Source organism: Acidovorax sp. (assembly GCF_046339755.1).
Lineage (GTDB): Bacteria > Pseudomonadota > Gammaproteobacteria > Burkholderiales > Burkholderiaceae_C > Acidovorax.
This window is the reverse complement of record NZ_JBKDTZ010000014.1, coordinates 1-18,082: the sequence shown is the minus strand read 5'-3', so window position 1 is coordinate 18,082 and position 18,082 is coordinate 1. Positions and strand designations below refer to the sequence as shown.

Sequence of the window (18,082 nt, the reverse complement as noted above, 5' to 3'; positions counted from 1 at the left end):
CGGACTACAAAACCATCTCCAATTGAGCGGGATGTGTTTCGTATGTCCTGGCACACCTGTTTCCTATGTCCCCGGTCTATACAGCGGCCCAAGAGAAAGTTACTGCGCCGCCGGGCGCACATCCCGGCCTCCGCACTCAGCAAAGGCATGCCGCTGAAACGAACCCGAAGATCAACGGGGCCGGTGCAACCGCCATCAAAAAAAACAGTAAACCCCCAAACCCCAACCACACGTTGAAGCCAGGAACCAACAACAACCAACCACAGAGAGAGGGTCGAAAACCATGACCCCAACGACAGTCTCGGCACCACCAAAAAACAAGAAAAGCCCCCTGCCCCTCGCAGCAGCAGCCATCGCCATAGCAGCCGGCGCCACGCTCTATGCCTCGCCCTACTGGGCCCTCCACTCCCTGTCCAACGCCGTGCGCGACAAAGACCCCGCCAGGGTCTCCGAGTTCGTGGACTTCGTTCTGCTGCGCGACTCGGTCAAGGAGCTGCTGACCGCCCGCATGGATGCCGAGATGAAGACCCGGGGCGTGCCCGACGACAACCCCTTTGCCAGCCTGGCGCAGACCTTCGTGAAGGGCATGCTCAACCAGGCCGTGGACGCCATGGTCTCACCGTCGGGCGTGGTGAGGCTGCTGCAAGGCAGTGCTGCCACGGGTGCCTCCCCATCCACCGGCGCAGGCAGCGGCAACAACAAAAGCAACGGCAATGACAACGCCAGGAAGCCGCACTTTCAGGTGAACTACCGCAACTGGTCCACCGTGCACGTGAGTTCCGAGGGCCGCGAGGTGGGCTTTGTGTTCAACCGCTACGGCTTGCTGACGTGGAAGATGGTGGCCATCAACGGCACGCTGCTGGACAAGCCCGGGGCGGACTGACGACGGCCATGGCAGGCATACGGCGCGGGCCCGCCCGCCTGCCAGACCCTTTCCTCGGGCACAACACCCACTCGTCTCGCATGGCCTTGCTTTAAATATGTCATTTACTGCCAATAAAATGGCAGCAAATGACATCCATCTCCCGATCCGAAGAGTCCCGACTCGCCGTCGCACGGACAGCCGCGCGCCTGTTTGCAGACCAGGGCGTGGCCGCCACCAGCGGCAGTGACATTGCCGCCGCGGCCGGCATTTCGGAGCGCACCGTGTGGCGCTACTTTCGCAACAAGGAGAGCTGTGTGGCGCCCCTGTTCGCGCAGACCTGGCAGCGCTTTGCGCGCGAGCTGCGCTGCTGGCCGCACCAACTGCCGCTGGAGGCCTACCTGGCCGACCAGTTCGCGCTGGACAGGCACACCGGCGAGGAGATCGCCGATATGCTGCTGGTGGTGCGCCTGATTGCCGCGCTGCCCGACGAGCCCGACCTGCGCTCCATCTGGCTGCATTCGTACCATGATGGCGAGGAAGAGATGGCGACCCTCATCGGCGACCGGCTGGGCCTCTCGCACCATGATTTCGAAGTGCGCCTGTGCGCTGCCGCCGTGATGGGCGCGGTGCGCACGGTGGACGAGACCATCAGCCGCGCCGCGGTGCGCGACGGCCAGGCTTTCACCACCGAGCAGGTGGCCGCGCAGATGGCGCGCTCCATCCGCGCGGTAAGCAACCTGCCGTTCTGCGACCCGGTGGCGCCCCGGCACTTTGGCGATGCACCGCCTGCCGCCGCCACAACCTACGCCACCACACCCCGCAAGCGCAGCACGCGCTGACCCCTCTTCCACGGACCATCTGACTGACTGACTGATTGACCGACTGATTGACCGACCATGCCCCTTTCCAAGAAAACACCCCTGCGCATCGGCCTTGCCGTCCTGGCGCTGGCCGCTGCCGCTGCCCTCGTGAAGTGGCAGTTCTTCCCTGCCAAGCCGGCCAACAACTTCATCACCGCCACGGCCGCCACCGGTGACCTGGAGGACACGGTGCTGGCCAGCGGCACGCTGCAGGCCTTCAAGCAGGTGAGCGTGGGCGCGCAGGTGTCGGGGCAGATCAAGTCGCTGAAAGTCGCGCTGGGCGACAACGTCAAGGCCGGCCAACTGGTGGCCGAGATCGACTCCATGACGCAGCAGAACACGGTGCGCAATTCCGAAGCCGCGCTGGCCACGGCGCAGGCCAACCTGCGCGCGCGCCAGGCCTCGCTGTCGCAGGTGGAGCTGGCTTACAAGCGCCAGCAGCAGCTGCGCGCGGCCGACGCCGGCCCCCAGGCCGACCTGGAGGCGGCCGAGGCCACCTACCGCACCACGCTGGCCGACATCGATGCCCTCAAGGCGCAGATGCAGCAGGCCGCCATTGCCGCCGACACGGCCAAGGTGAACCTGGGCTACACGCGCATCGTCGCGCCCATCGACGGCCAGGTGGTGGCCCTGGTCGCGCAGGAGGGGCAGACCGTCAACGCCAACCAGGCCGCGCCCACCATCATCAAGCTGGCCAAGGTAGACACCATGACCGTGAAGGCCCAGATCTCCGAGGCCGACGTGACCCGCGTCAAGCCCGGGCAGAAGGTGTATTTCACCATCCTGGGCGAGCCCGACCAGCGCTACCAGGCCACGCTGCGCGCGGTGGAGCCCGCGCCCGACTCCATCGCCACCGAGTCGTCCCTCTCCAGTGCCGCCGCCACCAGCAACGCCACGGCCACCGCCATCTACTACAACGGTTTGTTCGACGCGCCCAACCCCGAGGGCAAGCTGCGCATCTCCATGACGGCCCAGGTCTACATCGTGCGGGCCGAGGCCAAGGGCGTGGTCACCATTCCCTCGGCCGCGCTGGGCGCGCGCAATGCCGATGGCACCTACCCCGTGCGCGTGGTCGATGCCGCCGGCAACGCCGCGCCGCGGCAGGTCAAGGTCGGCCTGAACAACAACGTCAACGCCCAGATCACCGAAGGCCTGGCCGCCGGTGAGAAGGTGGTGCTGGGCGACGCCGCCACGGCCCCATCGGCCACCAACCCGGGCCGTATGCGCGGCGGCCCGCCACGGCAGTGAGCGGGGGCGCACCGATGGCACCACGCGACCCGAACCTGGGCCAGGCCACCACACCCCTGCTCGACATCCGCGGCGTGACGCGCGAGTTCCCGGCCGGCGACCAGGTGCTGGCCGTGCTCAAGGATGTGAACCTCTCCATCCACGCCGGCGAGATGGTGGCCATCGTCGGGCAGTCGGGCTCGGGCAAGTCCACGCTGATGAACATCCTGGGCTGCCTGGACTCGCCCACGCGCGGCAGCTACCGCGTGGAGGGGCGCGAGACCGGGCAGCTCTCGCCCGACGAACTGGCCGAACTGCGGCGCGAGCACTTCGGCTTCATCTTCCAGCGCTACCACCTGCTGTCGGACCTCACGGCCCAGGGCAATGTGGAGGTGCCTGCCGTGTACGCCGGGCGCACGCGCACGCAGCGGCACGAGCGCTCGGCCGCGCTGCTTGCGCGCCTGGGGCTGGATGAACGCATGCACCACACGCCGGGCAAGCTCTCGGGCGGGCAGCAGCAGCGCGTCTCCATCGCCCGCGCGCTGATGAATGGCGGCCGCGTGATCCTGGCCGACGAGCCCACCGGCGCGCTGGACACGCATTCCGGCGCCGAGGTGATGAAGATCCTCGAAGAGCTGCATGCCGAGGGCCACACCGTCATCCTCGTCACGCACGACATGGGCGTGGCCGCGCACGCCCAGCGCGTGATCGAGATCCGCGACGGCGCCATCGTGGGCGACACGCGGCGCGAAGGCGCGGCCGGCGCCACCACGGCAGCGCCCCGCCCCGCCAGCCGCGCGCCCACGGGGCTCTTCGCGCGCATGTCGGCCTTTGGCGACCGCTTCCGCGAGGCCTTCCACATGGCTTTGCTGGCCATGAACGCACACCGGCTGCGCACCGTCCTCACCATGCTGGGCATCGTCATCGGCATCGCCTCGGTGGTGTCGGTGGTGGCGCTGGGCGCGGGTACGCAAAAGAAGGTTCTGGCCGACATCAGCTCCATCGGCACCAACACCATCGAGTTGTTGTCGGGCTCGGGCTTCGGCGACGTGCGCTCGGCCGCCGTGCGCACCCTGGTGCCGGCCGATGCCGACGCCCTGGCCGCCCAGCCGTATGTGGACAGCGTCACGCCCAACCTCAACGCCGTGGCGCGCTTGCGCTGGCGCAACGTGGAGCTCACCGGCACCGTCAACGGCGTGGGCGCGCAGTACTTCCGCGTCAAGGCCGTCAAGCTCGCGCAGGGCACGGTGTTCGACGCCAGCGCCGTGCAGGAGCGCCAGCAGGTCGCGGTGATCGACGACAACACCCGCGCCAAGCTCTTCCCCAACGTGGCCAACCCCGTGGGCGAAGTGGTGCTGCTGGGCAGCGTGCCGGTGCGCGTGATCGGCGTGGCCGCCAAGAGCGAGAACGCCTTCGGCAACAGCGAGGCGCTGAACGTGTGGGTGCCCTACACCACGGCCATGGGCCGCATCGTGGGGCAGAACTACCTGCGCAGCATCACCGTGCGCGTGGCCGACACCGCACCCATGGCCGCGGCCGAGCAAGGCATCAACCAGCTGCTCAAGTCGCGCCACGGCCGTGAGGACTTCTACGTGCTCAACACCGACAGCATCCGCCAGACCATCGAGACCACCACGCAGACCCTCACCCTGCTGGTCGCCGCCATCGCCGTCATCTCGCTCATGGTGGGCGGCATCGGGGTGATGAACATCATGCTCGTCTCCGTCACCGAGCGCACCCGCGAGATCGGCGTGCGCATGGCCGTGGGCGCGCGCCAGGGCGACATACAGCAGCAGTTCCTCATCGAGGCGGTGCTGGTCTGCCTGCTGGGCGGCGCCCTGGGCATCGCCATCGCACTCGGCCTGGGCGCGCTGGTCACCAGCCTGGCGCCGGTGGTGCCGCTGGCCTTTTCCACCAGCTCCATGGTGTGGGCGTTCGCCTGCTCCACGCTGATCGGCGTGGTCTTCGGCTTTTTGCCGGCGCGCAGCGCGGCGCGGCTGAACCCGATTGACGCGCTCGCCCGCGACTGATGAACATGAAGGACCGATTTCACGTGACCGCCAAGCACCCATCCTTCACTCTGCTGGCGCTGGCCCTGCTGCTGGCCGGCTGCGCCAGCACACGCACCGCCTACCAGCCACCCGATGCCACCGTGCCTGCCGCGTGGGAGCAGCAACAGGCCGCAACGGCGGCCACCGCCCAGATCCCCGAGCAGTGGTGGCGCCAGTTCGGCGACCCCGCGCTCACCCAGGTGGTCGAGACCGCCCGGGCCCGCAACAACGACCTGGCCGCCGCCGCGCTGCGCGTGCGCCAGGCGCAACTGCAGGCCGGCATCGCGGCCACGGCGCTGGCGCCCACCGTGGCGGGCCGCCTGTCCAACAGCGCATCGCGCCGGCTCGAAGGCGGTGACGGCAACGCCACCGCGCGCAGCAGCGGCGCATCGCTGTCGGCCAGCTACGAGGTGGACCTGTGGGGCCGCGTGGCCAGCACGCGCGATGCGGCCGAGTGGACGGCCCGCGCCACCACCGAAGACCGCGAGGCCGCCGCCCAGGCCCTGGCCGGCACCGCGGCGGGCCTGTACTGGCAACTGGCCAATCTGAACCAGCGCACGGCCAGCAGCAACGACAGCCTGGCCTAGGCCCTGCGCACGCAGCAACTGGTGCGCGCGCAGTCCGCCGCGGGCTCCGTATCGGCCCTGGAGCTGCGCGAGGCCGAGCAGACCGTCGCCAGCCAGCGCGCCACCCTGGCCCAGCTCGAGCAGCAGCGCGTGGAGACCCGCAACGCCATCGCCGTGCTCATGAACGCGCCGCCCGGTGCCGCCACGCTGGCCCAGGTGCTGCCTGCCGAGCCCGAGCGCCTGCCCGAAGCCGCACTGCCCCCTGTGGACGCCGATGCCCCCGCCGCGCTGCTGGCGCGCCGCCCCGACCTGCGCGCCGCCGAGGCCCGCCTGCGCAATGTGCTCGCCACCGGCGACGCCACCCGCGCCAGCTACTACCCCGCGCTCAGCCTCACGGGCGAGCTCGGCACGTCGAGCGGCTCACTGCTTCGCCTGCTCTCCAACCCCGTGGCCACCCTGGGCGCAGGCCTCACCCTGCCCTTTTTGCGCGCGCAGGAGATGAAGCTCTCGGGCCAACTCGCCGCCGCCCAGTACGAAGAGGCCGTCACCAACTTCCGCCAAACCCTGTACACCGCGTTCGCCGACGTGGAAAACGCCTTGTCGGCCCGCACCCAGCTGCTGCGCCAGGGCGAGCAACTGGCTCTGCAACTGACCGCCGCCCGCGAGGCCGAGCGCCTGTACGAGGTGCGCTACCGGGCAGGATCAAGCGGCCTGCGCACCTGGCTGGACGCGCAGGAACGCAGGCGTGCGGCCGAGCTGGCGGTGCGGGAGAATCGGCTGGCTCAATTGAATGCGCTGGCAGTGGTGTACCGGGTGCTGGGGGGCGGGGTGGTGCCGGGCCAAGTCTGATAAGGTGCACACCTTGCTGCGCACGGGCGCCCTGCATCCAGCACACCCAGGCCGGGCAACGCGATCCCCGAAATTAGGGTCAACAGGCCCTAGACTTCCGGTATCGGCCAAGAGCTGCCATTTGGGGAGTGAAAAGTCGACGGCCGCTTCAGGCGGAACTGAGTCATTCGGTGAAGGCGGCGTCCAATCGTTGCGACGTCTCTGACACCTTTTATTGAAACACGCACACGCCCGATGACTGGCTTTTGGCCTGGTACATTGCGGTGTCTGCGGCGCGCAGGTAGTCGTCCACCGTTGCCAGCCTGGATGCACTGCTGACAAGTCCAATACTCGCGCCACTGATCACGGTGTGTTCGCCGACCACATAAGGCGCTGCGAGGGCGGCGGCGATCTCTTGAGCGCGCTTGCTGGCTTCAGCGGGATCAATGGACTCCAACAGCACATTGAATTCGTCGCCACTCATGCGGGCGACCAGATCAACCGCCCGCACACAGGATTCGAGCCGCCGCGCCACCTGCTGCAACAGCCGGTCGCCCACATGATGCCCGTAGTTGTCATTGACGGCTTTGAACCCATTGAGATCCAGCAGCAGCACGGCGAACATGGTGGTTCCATCGCGTGTTGGCACGCCATCACCATTCGCAGCCTCGTTCTGGTGCAGCGCCATGAGATTCGCGAGGCGATCACGGAACAACGGCCGGCCGGGCAAGCTGGTCAGCGCATCGTAGGAACTGCCACGGTCAGCCAGATCGCTCAACGAGCCCGCCATGCGCACCGCAACGCCGTCTTCAAACTCGGCGAGCCCGCGCCAATTGACCCACACCAGCCGTCCAGCCGCGTGGAACGCGCGGAAATCCACCGAAAAGTTCGGGCTGTTCCCCGCCAGATGCCTGCGGTAGGCCGCCTGCACGCGCACGCGATCTTCGGGATCGATGAGTTGCTCCAGAAAGCTCCAGCCACCGTCGTGTACATGATCGACGCTACCCAGCCCGACGATCTGGTGAAAGCGCCCGGACACATGCAGGGCGTCAGTTCGCAAGTCCCAGTACCAGATGCCGTCATTGGATCCGAGGGTCGCCAGCGAATAGCGGTTTTCGGAGCGCAACAACTCAAGTTCGGTGTTCTTCTGCTGGGTGACGTCGATCATCAGGCCGATCATGCGGTTCGGCCGCCCCGGCTCGACCACTGCACGGCACAGATCGCGCACCCACACGACCTTGCCGGATTTTGCAATCAGCCGATAACTCATCTCGTAGGCATAGCTGTGCGTCGCGTTGTAGGCGGCATCATCGATAAGCAGGGCCTGCGCTAGATCATCGGGATGCACATGCGCCCGCCAAAAGCCCGGGTCAGCCCGCCACTCCTCCACGGAGTAACCGAACAACCGTTCGACCTGCGGGCTCAGGAAAGTATTGCCCACGCCGATTTCAGCTTCCCAAACTACGCCATCAATGGTTTCCAGTAAGCGCAAAAAGCGCTGGCGAATCTCCACCAGCACTTGCTCGGTGACCTCGGTGATCTCGATCAGGACACCCTGGCGGCTGATCACCCGTTGCGCCGCATCCGTCTCCGGGTGGAATTCCAGACGCACCCAGCGATAGTCCGCGTCGGCAAATCGCAGCCGAAACACCGGCATGCCCGAGCGCATGGTGCCGATGTCGCCGGGATGCACAAATTCAAGCAGAGACCTGCCGAGCGCTGCCTCCACCGAATGGCCGGTGAGCGTTGTCCACGCCGGATTCAGGTAAGTGATCTCCCACAGCGCATCGGTCTGCACCACCGCCTCGGGCAGCAGTTGCAGTAGTTTTGCGGACGGCGTGAGAGTGGTAGGCATGCAAGGCTGTCGCAAAAGGGGGGTCAGGTGAAGCCAACGGACAGGAAAATCAACCGCACCAGATCAAGTATGGCAGGGGTTTTGGGCAGGCTTGTACCATAAGCCACTGACGAGTTGTGAGGGGCAAGTCATGATCGAAGCAGTTGCTCAGCCCGTCGAACCTGAATGACTGCAATCAACGTTGGGCGACTGCTTTTCTTTGGCTGCCACCGACCGCTGCGGGTCGAAACCGTCAGTCTAAGTTGCTGAGAAGCGGTCGGTTGCGCGGTACCAGTGGGGTCGCGAAACGATATGGCAGCAGTACCTTCTCCAGCGCCACTCGGGCCGGGAAAGTCGAAGCACCCAACAGTCGCTTCGCTGCATTCAGCGCGAGCACAAGTGAAGCCGGCGACTGACTTCAGACGCTGCACAGCGGGCCCAAGGCTAGCTGAAGCAAAGTCAGCTTTGGGCCCGTGACTGCCGCTGATACGATGGCAGCCATCGGCCAGCAGCCCTCATCCAGAGACTCCGCGCGCAGTCGGATGGCTGCGTTGGCGTAAACATCCGTGCCGCCCAGAACTCAAGAGACACGTGCCTGGGTATCGGGGATGTCTTCGGCTACTGAGTTGGTTGACGGAGAGCAGGTCTGGGAACTACCGAGCACCGTTCAGAGTTTGAGCTGCTGCACATAGCCATGATTGTGTGAATCTCGAACTGCATCGTGCCGTCTGCCAGTTGCTGTTTGGTCAGTTCGCCATTGAGAACCCGAAATTTTCCCGTGGTCCCGCATCCCCCATCGGAATCCCATCGACCGCGGCCGCTGATTGCGTCACCACACCAACCAAGTATGCCGATGGCATGGTTGCCGCTGGAATCTTTCTGGGCAAATTTAGCAATAAGCCGCTCTCGATCCAGTGTCACATCGACAGCTACCGGGCAAGAATTCGTTTCAGCCCCAATGCAGGAAATCGAAAGTTCGCCCGACTGAGCAAGAACAGGCATGCACAGCGCAAAAGTGGCAAAGACTTGCTTCATAAATTCTCCTGAAGTGGAAACTTTCGCCAAATTCGCTGCATATGTGGGCGCCAGCAACTCAATCCTTGCGCTTGAGCCCTGTTCCTTTGCGGGCGAGCCTGAGCTATCGCCGTTGGCACTAGTGCTGTCGGCAGCGATGCTTCTCAGGGCAATCTTATCCCGCTCTCAAGCCGATGCCGGGGTGTGAAATCACGCGGTTTTGCGCTATCTACGACGGCTCTCTTCATGGTTGCTCTGGGGCAAGAGCGAACTGCAGCTTTGGGCCCAAAGCCGACTTTTCGCCGCTAACTTATGTAGCCGCGTTGCAGCGGTTGCAGCTATTCAGAGACTTGTTCCGGGCATCTCAGAACTATCTGGACATTGGGGTCGCGCTGCGCCAAGGGGACTGCACAGCCATTCGTCCAGCCCCATGGCACGTTCGGTTTAAGCCGTCCAATGAACATACCGTGGCCTCGACTTGGACTTGGCCGCCCACCTTCATCAGGCCGCTACGGGTCACGCGGCCCTGTCCCGACGCTTGCATCGCTCTGCAGAAGGCCTAAACTGCAAGAACGCCATGCCTCCAGCCGGCAGTCGACCGAGGCGCGGTGCCAACACCATGCCCAATCGCCCGAACGCCGCGTCCACCAGGTACGAACTTCTGGCCCGAGAACTCGAGCAGCAGATTGATCGTGGAGTTCTCCGTCCGGGAGACCGCCTGCCTTCCGTGCGCCAGACCTGTTCCAGCCGCGGCTTGAGCCCGAGTACGGTGTTCCAGGCCTATTACCTGCTCGAATCCCGTGGCCTGGTACGGGCAGTGCCACGGTCGGGCTATTTTGTTGCCGCGCGCGCCAGCGGCACGTTGCTGCCGGAGCCAACAACGTCGCAGCCGCAATCCGGATCGCAGCCTGTCGAGATCAATGACCTGATCTTCGCGTGCCTGGGCACTGCGCGGATGCGCAATATCGTGCCGTTGGGTTCTGCGTTCCTGAGCCCGACCCTGTTTCCGCTCGATCAGATGCGCCGAGCGCTCATCTCCAGCATGCGGCGGGTCGACCCTTGGCGCATGGTCGAAGACCTGCCACCGGGCAATCTGCAGCTCAAGCGCGAGATTGCAAAACGCTATCTGCGCCAGGGCTTTGCCGTGGCCACCGACGAGATCGTGCTCACCCATGGCGCGATGGAGGCACTCAATCTGTGCCTCAACGCGGTTGCGCGGCCAGGCGACGCGGTGGTGGTCGAGTCCCCGACCTTCTACGTGGCGCTGCAGGCGCTGCAGCGTCTGGGCTTGCGCGCCATCGAAGTGCCGACCCACGTGCGCGAGGGCATTGATCTCGGTCGCCTGGCGCAGGTGATCGAACTCCACCGCCCGAAAGCCTGCTGGCTGATGACGACCTTCCAGAACCCTCTGGGCAGCCTCATGCCAGAAGCGAAGAAGCGTGACCTCGTCGATCTGCTTGCCCGGCACGATGTGCCGTTGATCGAGGACGACGTCTACTCGGAGCTCTACGAAGGCAAGGTGGCGCCGCTGCCGGCCAAGGCCTTCGACCGCCGTGGACTGGTGCTGCACTGCTCGTCGTTCTCCAAGTGCCTGGCTCCGGGTTACCGCGTCGGCTGGGCCACGCCTGGCAGTTTCACGCGCGAAGTCGAACGGCTGAAGTTGACGACGAGCCTGTCTGGGTCCATTCCGGTGCAGGCGGCGCTGGCAGCATACCTCCAGGAAGGTGGTTATGACCGCCACCTGCGAAGCCTGCGCCTATCGCTGCAGGCGCAGCGCGACAGCGTATTCGACGCCGTGAACCGGTCCTTTCCAGACGGAACCCGGGTCGTACGGCCGGCTGGAGGTTATTTCGTGTGGGTCGAGTTGCCCACCGGGGTGGATGCAATGGCCCTGCACGCGGCCGCACTGGCACAGCAGATCAGCCTGGCCCCGGGGCCGATGTTCTCGGCGCAAGCGGAGTTTCGGCACCATATCCGGTTGACCTGCGGGCAGCCCTGGAGCGAGACGCTGGAGCGCGCCATGCGTACGCTGGCAAGGCTGATTGACGACGCTCCGCGCGACGCTGCCGCCTAGCGACTGTCGATCTGATCCGGTCGTCCAGGCCAGCAACTGCACATGCCGCAGGCGGGGCTTGCCTGACAAACTGGCTGCATGTCAAAAGAGCAATCCCTCCCAGGTGCACCGCACCACGATGCCGCGCTGGCTCTCCTGGCGGCAAGCCCCTCGCCAGCGGGCCCGCAGATGACGCTGCACGAGGTGATGGATCGGTTGGGCCCGTCCATCTTCGCCGGGCTGCTCGACGTCGATGGCGTGCTGCGCTATGCCAACCAAGCGGCATTGCGGGCCATAGGCAGTGCGCCCGAGCAAGTGCTCGGCCAGCGATTCGACACCACCCCGTGGTGGCAAGGCTGCGAGGTATCGCGGCAGAGGCTGCAGCAGGCGCTGGCCAGCGCATTGCGCGGCGAGACCTCGCGCTTTGACATACGGGTGGTCACGAGCAGCGGCGACACCTTGTCCATGGACTTCTCGCTGCTGCCGCTCTACGACCTGGAGGGTCGGGTGGTCTGGCTGATCCCCTCTGCGCGCGACGTGAGCGAGCGCGAGCAGGCGCAGCACCAGTTGCTGCTGACCCGCCATGCCGTTGAACAGGCCAACGACGCGCTGCTTCAGATCGGGCCCGACGGTGCCTTTCACGATGCCAACGCGGCCGCTTGCCGGCTGCTGGGCATCGAGCGTGCTGAGCTGCTGCGGCTGCGGGTGCCAGACATCGCCCCCCAGGTCGACGAGGCGCAGTGGCCTCAGCGCTGGCGTGAACTGTGCGAATGTGGCTCCTTGCGGTTCGAGACCCGCTTGCGCCACCATGAGGGCTATGAGATTCCGGTCGATGTCTCCGCCAGCCTGGTGACGAGCGGTGACACGTCCTTCGGCCATGTCTGCATCGACGACCTGCGCGAACGCCGTGCCGCCGAACGACGTATCCGGCAATTGCTGCTGTTCGATGAACTGACCGGTTTGCCGAACCGCCAACTGCTCTCCGAGCGCCTGGGCGCGACCCTGCAGGCCGGCGCCCAGACAGCCGTGCTGGTGCTGGAGCTCGACCGCTTCAAGCGCATCAACGACGGTCTTGGCCTGCACATCGGCGACGCGGCGCTGCGCGAAGTGGCACAGCGCATCGTCGCTGGTGTGCGCAGCGTCGATCTGGTGGCGCGCCGCGGCGGTGATGAGTTCGTGATCGTGCTGGTGGGCACTTCGGCAGAGGCCTTGCTCACGGCTCAAGCGCTGCTCGACGGTATTGCGCAACCGATGACGATCGAGGGGCAGGAGATCCACCTGACCTGCAGCATCGGCATCGCAGCGGCACCTGCCGATGGCGACAGCGCCGAGACCCTGTTGCGACGCGCCAATGCAGCGCTGCACCAGGCCAGGTTGTTGGGCCGCAACCAGATCAGCGTGTATGCCGGCACGCCGCAGGACGACGACCCCCAACGGCTGGCGCTGGAGACCGCGCTGCGCCAGGCGCTGCGCGACGAGCAGCTTGAACTGCACTACCAGCCGCAGGTCGACCTGGTGCAAGGCCGCATCGTCGGCGTCGAGGCCTTGCTGCGCTGGCAGCACCCCACAATGGGCCATATCGCGCCGGATCGCTTCATCCCGATCGCCGAAGAGACCGGATTGATCGTCGCCATCGGCAACTGGGTGCTGCGCCGCGCCATCGAGCAGGCTGCGGCCTGGCAGCGTGCCGGGCTGCCACCGCAGCGCATGGCGGCCAATCTGTCGGCGCGCCAACTGGTGCAGCCGGACCTGGCGCGGCGCATCGAAGGCTTGCTCGCTGCAAGCGGCCTGGACCCGCGGCTATTCGGCGTCGAGGTCACCGAGAGCATACTGATCAACAACTTCGATCAGGCGGTGCAACACCTGCAGGCGCTGCGCGCGCTGGGTGTCGAGGTCTCGCTCGACGACTTCGGCACCGGCTACTCGAGCCTGAGCTACCTGCGCCGGCTGCCCGTCGATGTGGTCAAGATCGACCGCTCGCTGGTGCCAGACGTCACCGCTCCCGCAGAAGATGTGTCGATCACGCGCGCCATCATCACGATGGCCCACCAGCTGCAGATGAAGGTGCTCGCCGAAGGTGTCGAAAGTGAAGGCCAGGCGGCCCTGCTTGCGGCCAATCAGTGCGACCAGATGCAGGGCTACTGGTTCAGCGCTGCACTGCCGGCTGCAGCGGTCGAAGGCATGCTGCGCGATGGACGGCAGATCGACACGGCACTTTTTGGCCGACGTTCGCGGCAGCGCACCTTGCTGCTGGTCGACGACGAAGAGAACGTTCTTGCGGCGCTGCGTCGGCTGCTGCGCGCCGAAGGCTGGCTGGTTCTCAGCGCAACCAGTGCCGAGCAGGCGCTGCAGCTGATGGCGCGGCACGAGATCGACGTGATCCTGTCCGACCAGCGCATGCCTGGCATGACCGGCGTTGAGCTGCTGCGCCGGGCCAAGCAGCTGTACCCGGAGACGATACGGCTGGTGCTGTCGGGCTACACCGAGCTGCAGTCGATCACCGACGCCATCAACGAGGGGGCGATCTACAAGTTTCTCGCCAAGCCCTGGGACGACGCAGAGCTGCGCGCTCACCTGCGAGAGGCCTTCACGTTGAAGGAGATGGCAGACCACAACCGCCGTCTTGACCGGGAGGTGCAGACTGCCAACCGAGACCTGGCCGAGCTGAACCAGCGGCTGCAGACGCTTTTGAGTGCACAGCGCGAGCAGAACCAGCGTGAGGTCGGCAGTCGGGAGGCCGCGCAGGAACTGCTGGATGCCGTGCCGGTGCCTGTACTCGGCGTCGACGACGAGGGACTGCTGGTCTTCGCCAACGCGCCGGCCCAGGCGCTGTGCGGGCTGGGTGGCGGATTTCTCGGCGGCGCTGCAACCGAGCACCTGCCACCCAACCTGCAGAGGGCTCTGGACGGGGAATCCATCTTGTTCACGCTGGCCGGCCGCCGCTGGTGGGCCATGAGCCGGCTTTTGATTGGCAATGCGCGCGGCCGCCTGTTGGTGCTGCTGCCGCAAGCAGGAGCATCGAAATGACCCATACATCGACCCCCGACACACCACCGGTGGTGCCAACGCACCTGTTTCGCCACAGCCTGCGTGACGGGCGCGTGCATCCGCTGTTGCACCTCGTGCAGCGCTACCGCCAGGAGTTCAAGCAATGAGCACGTCCATCCGGCCGATCTCCCGTGACGAGCTGCTCGCCGCGCCGCGCGATCTTCCCCCGCTGCCTTCGGTCGTGCTCGAACTGGTCGAGTCGCTCGGCCACGAGGAACTCAGCGCCACACAGTACGCAGCGAAGATTTCGCGCGACCAGGCGCTGGCCGCCAAGATACTGCGGCTGGCCAACTCGTCGTTCTACGGTCGCGGCCGGCAGGTTCGCTCGGTGCCCGAGGCAATCACCCTGCTGGGTCTGCGCACGGTACGCGGCGCGGTCACGGCCGCGGGCCTGGCCGGCAGCTTCCGGCGCCACCCCGGCTTCGACCAGACCACTTTCTGGCGCCACTCGCTCGGCAGTGCCCTGTGTGCCCAGGCACTGGCCGGTGAACTGCGGCGCGACGACGCGGATGTCGCGTTCACGGTCGGGCTGTTGCACGACATCGGCCGGCTGGCGCTGGCCAACGCGTTTGCGCCGGCCTATGCCGAAGTCGAGCGATGGCGGCATGACAGGGATTGCACCGTTGGTGATGCCGAGCACGCCGTGCTCGGTATCGATCACGCCGAGATCGGCGGGCTGATCGCGCGGCAATGGAATTTCGCGCCCGCCATCGTCGATGCCATCAGCCAACACCACGTACCGCCCGCCGCCGAAGAGCTCACGCTGACGGGCATCGCGCATGTGGGCGATGCCATCGCTCACGCCCTTGGTCTGGCCAGCGATGCCGACGAGGCGGTGCCGGCGTTGGCGCTGCCGGTCTGGACCGCCTGTGGTCTGGACGACGCGGCGTGCATGCGGGTGTTTGCGCACGCCGAAGCGCAGTTCGAAACCGTCTGCCAGGCGCTGTTTCACTGAAGGAAAACCATGTCTGATTCCGAACTCATCGCGTTGCAGCGCGCCAACCAGGAGCTGCGTTCTCTGAACGAAAGCCTGCGCAGCGCGCAGAACCAGTTGCTGCAGTCCGAACGACTGGCGTCGATCGGGCAGCTCGCCGCCGGCGTGGCACACGAAATCAACAACCCGATCGGCTACGTGTTCTCGAACTTCGGCACGCTCGAAGCCTATCTGCAGCGGCTGTTCGAGATGCTCGAAGCCTATGAGCAGGCCGAATCGGCGCTGGCCAGCAGCGCCATCGCAACGCGGCTTGCGGCCTTGCGTGAGCGGGTCGAACTCGATTACCTGAAGCAGGACATCCCCATGCTGATGGGCGAGTCGAAAGAAGGCCTGTCGCGCGTGCGCAAGATCGTCCAGGACCTGAAGGACTTCTCGCGTGTCGATACCCACCAGGAGTGGGCCTGGGCCTCACTGCACCAGGGCATCGACTCGACGCTGAACATCGTTGCCAACGAAATCAAGTACCGTGCCGATGTCCGCCGCGAGTATGGCGCCTTGCCCGACATCGAATGCCTGCCGTCGGAGTTGAACCAGGTGTTTCTGAATCTGCTCGTGAATGCAGCCCATGCGTTCGGCCCGGAACGCGGTCTCATCGTCGTACGCAGCGGCGACGCCGGGGACGAGGTATGGGTCGAGGTCGAGGACAACGGCTGCGGCATCGCCCCCGAACACCTGGAGCGTGTCTTCGACCCCTTCTTCACCACCAAGCCGGTGGGCCGCGGCACCGGCCTGGGCCTGTCGCTGGCCTACGGCATCGTGCAAAAGCACCATGGCCGCATCGACGTGCGCAGCGAACCGGGCCGCGGCTCGTGCTTTCGCGTCACGCTGCCGGTGCGGCGCCCGGGCAGTGAAGGAGGTGCGGAATGAGCGTCGCCACCCCGACCTGGACGGTGCTTGCCGTCGACGATGAGCCCAACATCCTGGCCGCGCTGCGGCGGCTGTTCCGCGCGACGGGCTGGCGCATCCTGACGGCCGGGAGTGCGCAAGAGGCGCTGGCCTTGCTCGCCCTTGAGCCCGTCAACGCCGTGCTGTCGGACATGCGGATGCCTGGCATGGACGGCGTGCAGTTGCTCGAAAAGGTCCGCCTGGGGTGGCCGCATGTCGCACGGCTGCTGCTGACAGGCCAGGCCGATCTGGGCTCGACCATCGCCGCCATCAACCGCGGTTGGTTGCACCGCTACATCACCAAACCCTGGAACGACGACGAACTGGTGCTGACAATGAGCCAGGTCGCACAGATCCAGCAACTGGACGCCGACAAGCAGGCACTGGAGCGGCTGACGCAACAGCAAAACGAAGAGCTCAAGGCGCTGAACGAAGGGCTGGAGGCCCGCGTCGCCGTACGCACCGGTGAGCTGGCCACCGCCAACGACAAAGTCAAGCGCAACTACCTCACGTCCATCAAGGCCTTCACTGCGCTGATCGAGCTGCGTGGCAGCGCCCAGGTTGGACATGCGCGACAAGTCGCCGACCTGGCGCGGCGCATTGCGCGCGCGATGGCGCTGGATGCCGAGACCGCACACAATCTGGCGATTGCCGCGCTGTTGCACGACATCGGCCATATCGGTCTGAGCGACACCGTGCTGTCGCGACCGGTGGGGCGGCTCGACCGGGATGAACTGCGGCGCTACCAGCTGCATCCTGTTCTCGGAGAACAGGCCTTGCTGGCCAGCGACGACATGCAGGGCGTCGCACCGCTGATTCGCGCCCACCACGAGCGCTGGGATGGACAAGGCTTTCCCGATGGCCTGCGCGGCACCGCGATCCCAATTGGCGCCCGCATCTTGGCGGTGGCCGACACCTTTGAGGACCTGTGCAGCGGCCGCATCGACGGTCAGGTCCTGAGCCCGCTGGAAGCGCGCCGCGCGGTGATCGCCGGGCGTGGCAGCCGGTTCGACCCGGGTGTGGTCGATGCCTTCGCGGGACTGTTCGCGGCTGCGCCCCCCAAGCCGACCGTTGCGGCGCTGCGCCTGCCCACCGCGGAGCTGCGCCCCGGCCATACGCTGACACAGGATTTTGTGTCGCCGGAGGGTGTTCTGCTGCTGTCGGTCGGCCAGCGGCTGACCGAGGATCTCATCGGCCGCATCCGTGCCTTCGAACTCAAACATGGCCTGTCGCTGACGCTGGCCGTGCAACTGCCCCAGGAGGTGACCCCATGAAGCGTTTGCTGATCATCGATGACGAAGCGCCGGTGCTGCACGCCTTGCGCCGTTTGCTGCAGTTACATTTCAAGCCGCAGCAGCTCAGCGTGGAAATTTTCTCCGATCCGTTGCTCGCACTGCAACGCATGCAGCAGCAGCGTTTCGACGTGCTGATCAGCGACTACCGCATGCCGCAGCTGGACGGCGTGACATTGCTCTCCCGCGCCAGGGACCTCGACCCTCGCGCGGTGCGCATGATGCTCAGCGCCGCTGCCGACTTCGCCACCGTGCTGGCCGCAGTGAATCGTGCGGGGGTCTTCCGCTACATCCCGAAGCCTTGGAGCGAACAGCAGTTGGTGGCTGACCTGCATGCCGCGCTGGCGTTCGACCCTTGCGCGACACCGAGCGCATACGAATTGGAACGCAGACGGCTTGAAGCGCTGGAGCCGGGCATCACGCAGGTCGATTGGGGTCCGAACGGCGAGGTGTTGATGCCCGGCGATTTAATGACGCGACCGGGCGAGTTATGAATACGCCTCAGAGCAGACGCCGCAACTCCATTGCAGAACTTGTTCGCAGCGGCGTTGACTCCTGGGCGAGG

The 18,082-nt window shown here is 65.9% G+C and carries 15 protein-coding genes; 14 read left to right on the top strand and 1 reads right to left on the bottom strand.

Translation table 11 applies throughout. The features are described from left to right. The first annotated feature begins 283 nt into the window (after positions 1 to 283). The 6 genes from ACK59X_RS01475 (at position 284) to ACK59X_RS01450 (ending at position 6,418) form a co-directional block, all read left to right on the top strand. On the top strand, positions 284 to 883 hold the full coding sequence (locus ACK59X_RS01475; protein WP_409954670.1) for a DUF2939 domain-containing protein: 600 nt from the start codon (positions 284 to 286) through the stop codon (positions 881 to 883). A 128-nt stretch (positions 884 to 1,011) separates the two neighbouring features. Further along, positions 1,012 to 1,704, top strand: coding sequence for a TetR/AcrR family transcriptional regulator (locus ACK59X_RS01470; RefSeq protein WP_409954669.1), 693 nt, complete (start codon positions 1,012 to 1,014; stop codon positions 1,702 to 1,704). 57 nt (positions 1,705 to 1,761) lie between these two features. Next, positions 1,762 to 2,973 carry an efflux RND transporter periplasmic adaptor subunit gene (locus ACK59X_RS01465; RefSeq protein WP_409954668.1) on the top strand — a complete coding sequence of 404 codons (1,212 nt, stop codon included), beginning with the start codon at positions 1,762 to 1,764 and terminating at the stop codon, positions 2,971 to 2,973. Positions 2,974 to 2,987: 14 nt separating this feature from the next. After that, positions 2,988 to 4,982: a MacB family efflux pump subunit gene (locus ACK59X_RS01460; protein WP_409954667.1), complete on the top strand. Its 1,995-nt coding sequence runs from the start codon at positions 2,988 to 2,990 to the stop codon at positions 4,980 to 4,982. 5 nt (positions 4,983 to 4,987) lie between these two features. After that, positions 4,988 to 5,590 carry a TolC family protein gene (locus ACK59X_RS01455; protein ID WP_409954666.1) on the top strand — a complete coding sequence of 201 codons (603 nt, stop codon included), beginning with the start codon at positions 4,988 to 4,990 and terminating at the stop codon, positions 5,588 to 5,590. A gap of 21 nt (positions 5,591 to 5,611) precedes the next feature. Continuing rightward, complete coding sequence (locus tag ACK59X_RS01450; RefSeq protein WP_409954665.1) at positions 5,612 to 6,418, top strand: TolC family protein; 807 nt, start codon at positions 5,612 to 5,614, stop codon at positions 6,416 to 6,418. 211 nt (positions 6,419 to 6,629) lie between these two features. Here the strand turns inward: ACK59X_RS01450 and ACK59X_RS01445 are convergent, their stop codons facing one another. Then, positions 6,630 to 8,252: a PAS domain-containing protein gene (locus ACK59X_RS01445; protein WP_409954664.1), complete on the bottom strand. Its 1,623-nt coding sequence runs from the start codon at positions 8,250 to 8,252 to the stop codon at positions 6,630 to 6,632. Positions 8,253 to 8,933: 681 nt separating this feature from the next. On the opposite strand from ACK59X_RS01445, the gene ACK59X_RS01440 reads away from it, so the two are divergent. The 8 genes from ACK59X_RS01440 to ACK59X_RS01405 all read left to right on the top strand — a co-directional run bounded on the left by ACK59X_RS01440 (position 8,934) and on the right by ACK59X_RS01405 (position 18,011). Further along, positions 8,934 to 9,278 carry a hypothetical protein gene (locus ACK59X_RS01440; protein WP_409954663.1) on the top strand — a complete coding sequence of 115 codons (345 nt, stop codon included), beginning with the start codon at positions 8,934 to 8,936 and terminating at the stop codon, positions 9,276 to 9,278. A gap of 586 nt (positions 9,279 to 9,864) precedes the next feature. Next, positions 9,865 to 11,319 (top strand): PLP-dependent aminotransferase family protein, encoded by a 1,455-nt coding sequence (locus ACK59X_RS01435; protein WP_409954662.1) that lies wholly within the window; start codon positions 9,865 to 9,867, stop codon positions 11,317 to 11,319. A gap of 168 nt (positions 11,320 to 11,487) precedes the next feature. Further along, positions 11,488 to 14,325, top strand: a complete 2,838-nt coding sequence (locus ACK59X_RS01430) for an EAL domain-containing protein (RefSeq protein WP_409954661.1) — start codon at positions 11,488 to 11,490, stop codon at positions 14,323 to 14,325. Then, on the top strand, positions 14,322 to 14,453 hold the full coding sequence (locus ACK59X_RS01425) for a hypothetical protein (RefSeq protein ID WP_409954660.1): 132 nt from the start codon (positions 14,322 to 14,324) through the stop codon (positions 14,451 to 14,453). The genes ACK59X_RS01430 and ACK59X_RS01425 overlap by 4 nt, the downstream gene beginning before the upstream one ends. Then, positions 14,450 to 15,301, top strand: a complete 852-nt coding sequence (locus ACK59X_RS01420; protein WP_409954659.1) for an HDOD domain-containing protein — start codon at positions 14,450 to 14,452, stop codon at positions 15,299 to 15,301. The genes ACK59X_RS01425 and ACK59X_RS01420 overlap by 4 nt, the downstream gene beginning before the upstream one ends. Positions 15,302 to 15,310: 9 nt before the next feature. Further along, a complete protein-coding gene (locus ACK59X_RS01415; RefSeq protein WP_409954658.1) occupies positions 15,311 to 16,207 on the top strand; it encodes an ATP-binding protein in 897 nt (298 codons plus the stop codon). After that, entirely contained in the window at positions 16,204 to 17,499 is a 1,296-nt protein-coding gene (locus ACK59X_RS01410) for an HD domain-containing phosphohydrolase (RefSeq protein WP_409954657.1), read from the top strand. The genes ACK59X_RS01415 and ACK59X_RS01410 overlap by 4 nt, the downstream gene beginning before the upstream one ends. Further along, complete coding sequence (locus tag ACK59X_RS01405; protein WP_409954656.1) at positions 17,496 to 18,011, top strand: response regulator; 516 nt, start codon at positions 17,496 to 17,498, stop codon at positions 18,009 to 18,011. Before ACK59X_RS01410 ends, ACK59X_RS01405 begins: the two co-directional genes overlap by 4 nt. The last annotated feature ends 71 nt before the right edge of the window (positions 18,012 to 18,082 follow it).

Excerpts from the sequence above, each read along its gene's own strand:
- ACK59X_RS01475 (WP_409954670.1), top strand. The coding sequence starts at position 284 with ATGACCCCAACGACAGTCTCGGCACCACCAAAAAACAAGAAAAGCCCC.
- ACK59X_RS01470 (WP_409954669.1), top strand. The coding sequence starts at position 1,012 with ATGACATCCATCTCCCGATCCGAAGAGTCCCGACTCGCCGTCGCACGG.
- ACK59X_RS01465 (WP_409954668.1), top strand. The coding sequence starts at position 1,762 with ATGCCCCTTTCCAAGAAAACACCCCTGCGCATCGGCCTTGCCGTCCTG.
- ACK59X_RS01460 (WP_409954667.1), top strand. The coding sequence starts at position 2,988 with ATGGCACCACGCGACCCGAACCTGGGCCAGGCCACCACACCCCTGCTC.
- ACK59X_RS01455 (WP_409954666.1), top strand. The coding sequence starts at position 4,988 with ATGAAGGACCGATTTCACGTGACCGCCAAGCACCCATCCTTCACTCTG.
- ACK59X_RS01445 (WP_409954664.1), bottom strand. The coding sequence starts at position 8,252 with ATGCCTACCACTCTCACGCCGTCCGCAAAACTACTGCAACTGCTGCCC.
- ACK59X_RS01435 (WP_409954662.1), top strand. The coding sequence starts at position 9,865 with ATGCCCAATCGCCCGAACGCCGCGTCCACCAGGTACGAACTTCTGGCC.
- ACK59X_RS01430 (WP_409954661.1), top strand. The coding sequence starts at position 11,488 with ATGACGCTGCACGAGGTGATGGATCGGTTGGGCCCGTCCATCTTCGCC.
- ACK59X_RS01425 (WP_409954660.1), top strand. The coding sequence starts at position 14,322 with ATGACCCATACATCGACCCCCGACACACCACCGGTGGTGCCAACGCAC.
- ACK59X_RS01420 (WP_409954659.1), top strand. The coding sequence starts at position 14,450 with ATGAGCACGTCCATCCGGCCGATCTCCCGTGACGAGCTGCTCGCCGCG.
- ACK59X_RS01415 (WP_409954658.1), top strand. The coding sequence starts at position 15,311 with ATGTCTGATTCCGAACTCATCGCGTTGCAGCGCGCCAACCAGGAGCTG.
- ACK59X_RS01410 (WP_409954657.1), top strand. The coding sequence starts at position 16,204 with ATGAGCGTCGCCACCCCGACCTGGACGGTGCTTGCCGTCGACGATGAG.
- ACK59X_RS01405 (WP_409954656.1), top strand. The coding sequence starts at position 17,496 with ATGAAGCGTTTGCTGATCATCGATGACGAAGCGCCGGTGCTGCACGCC.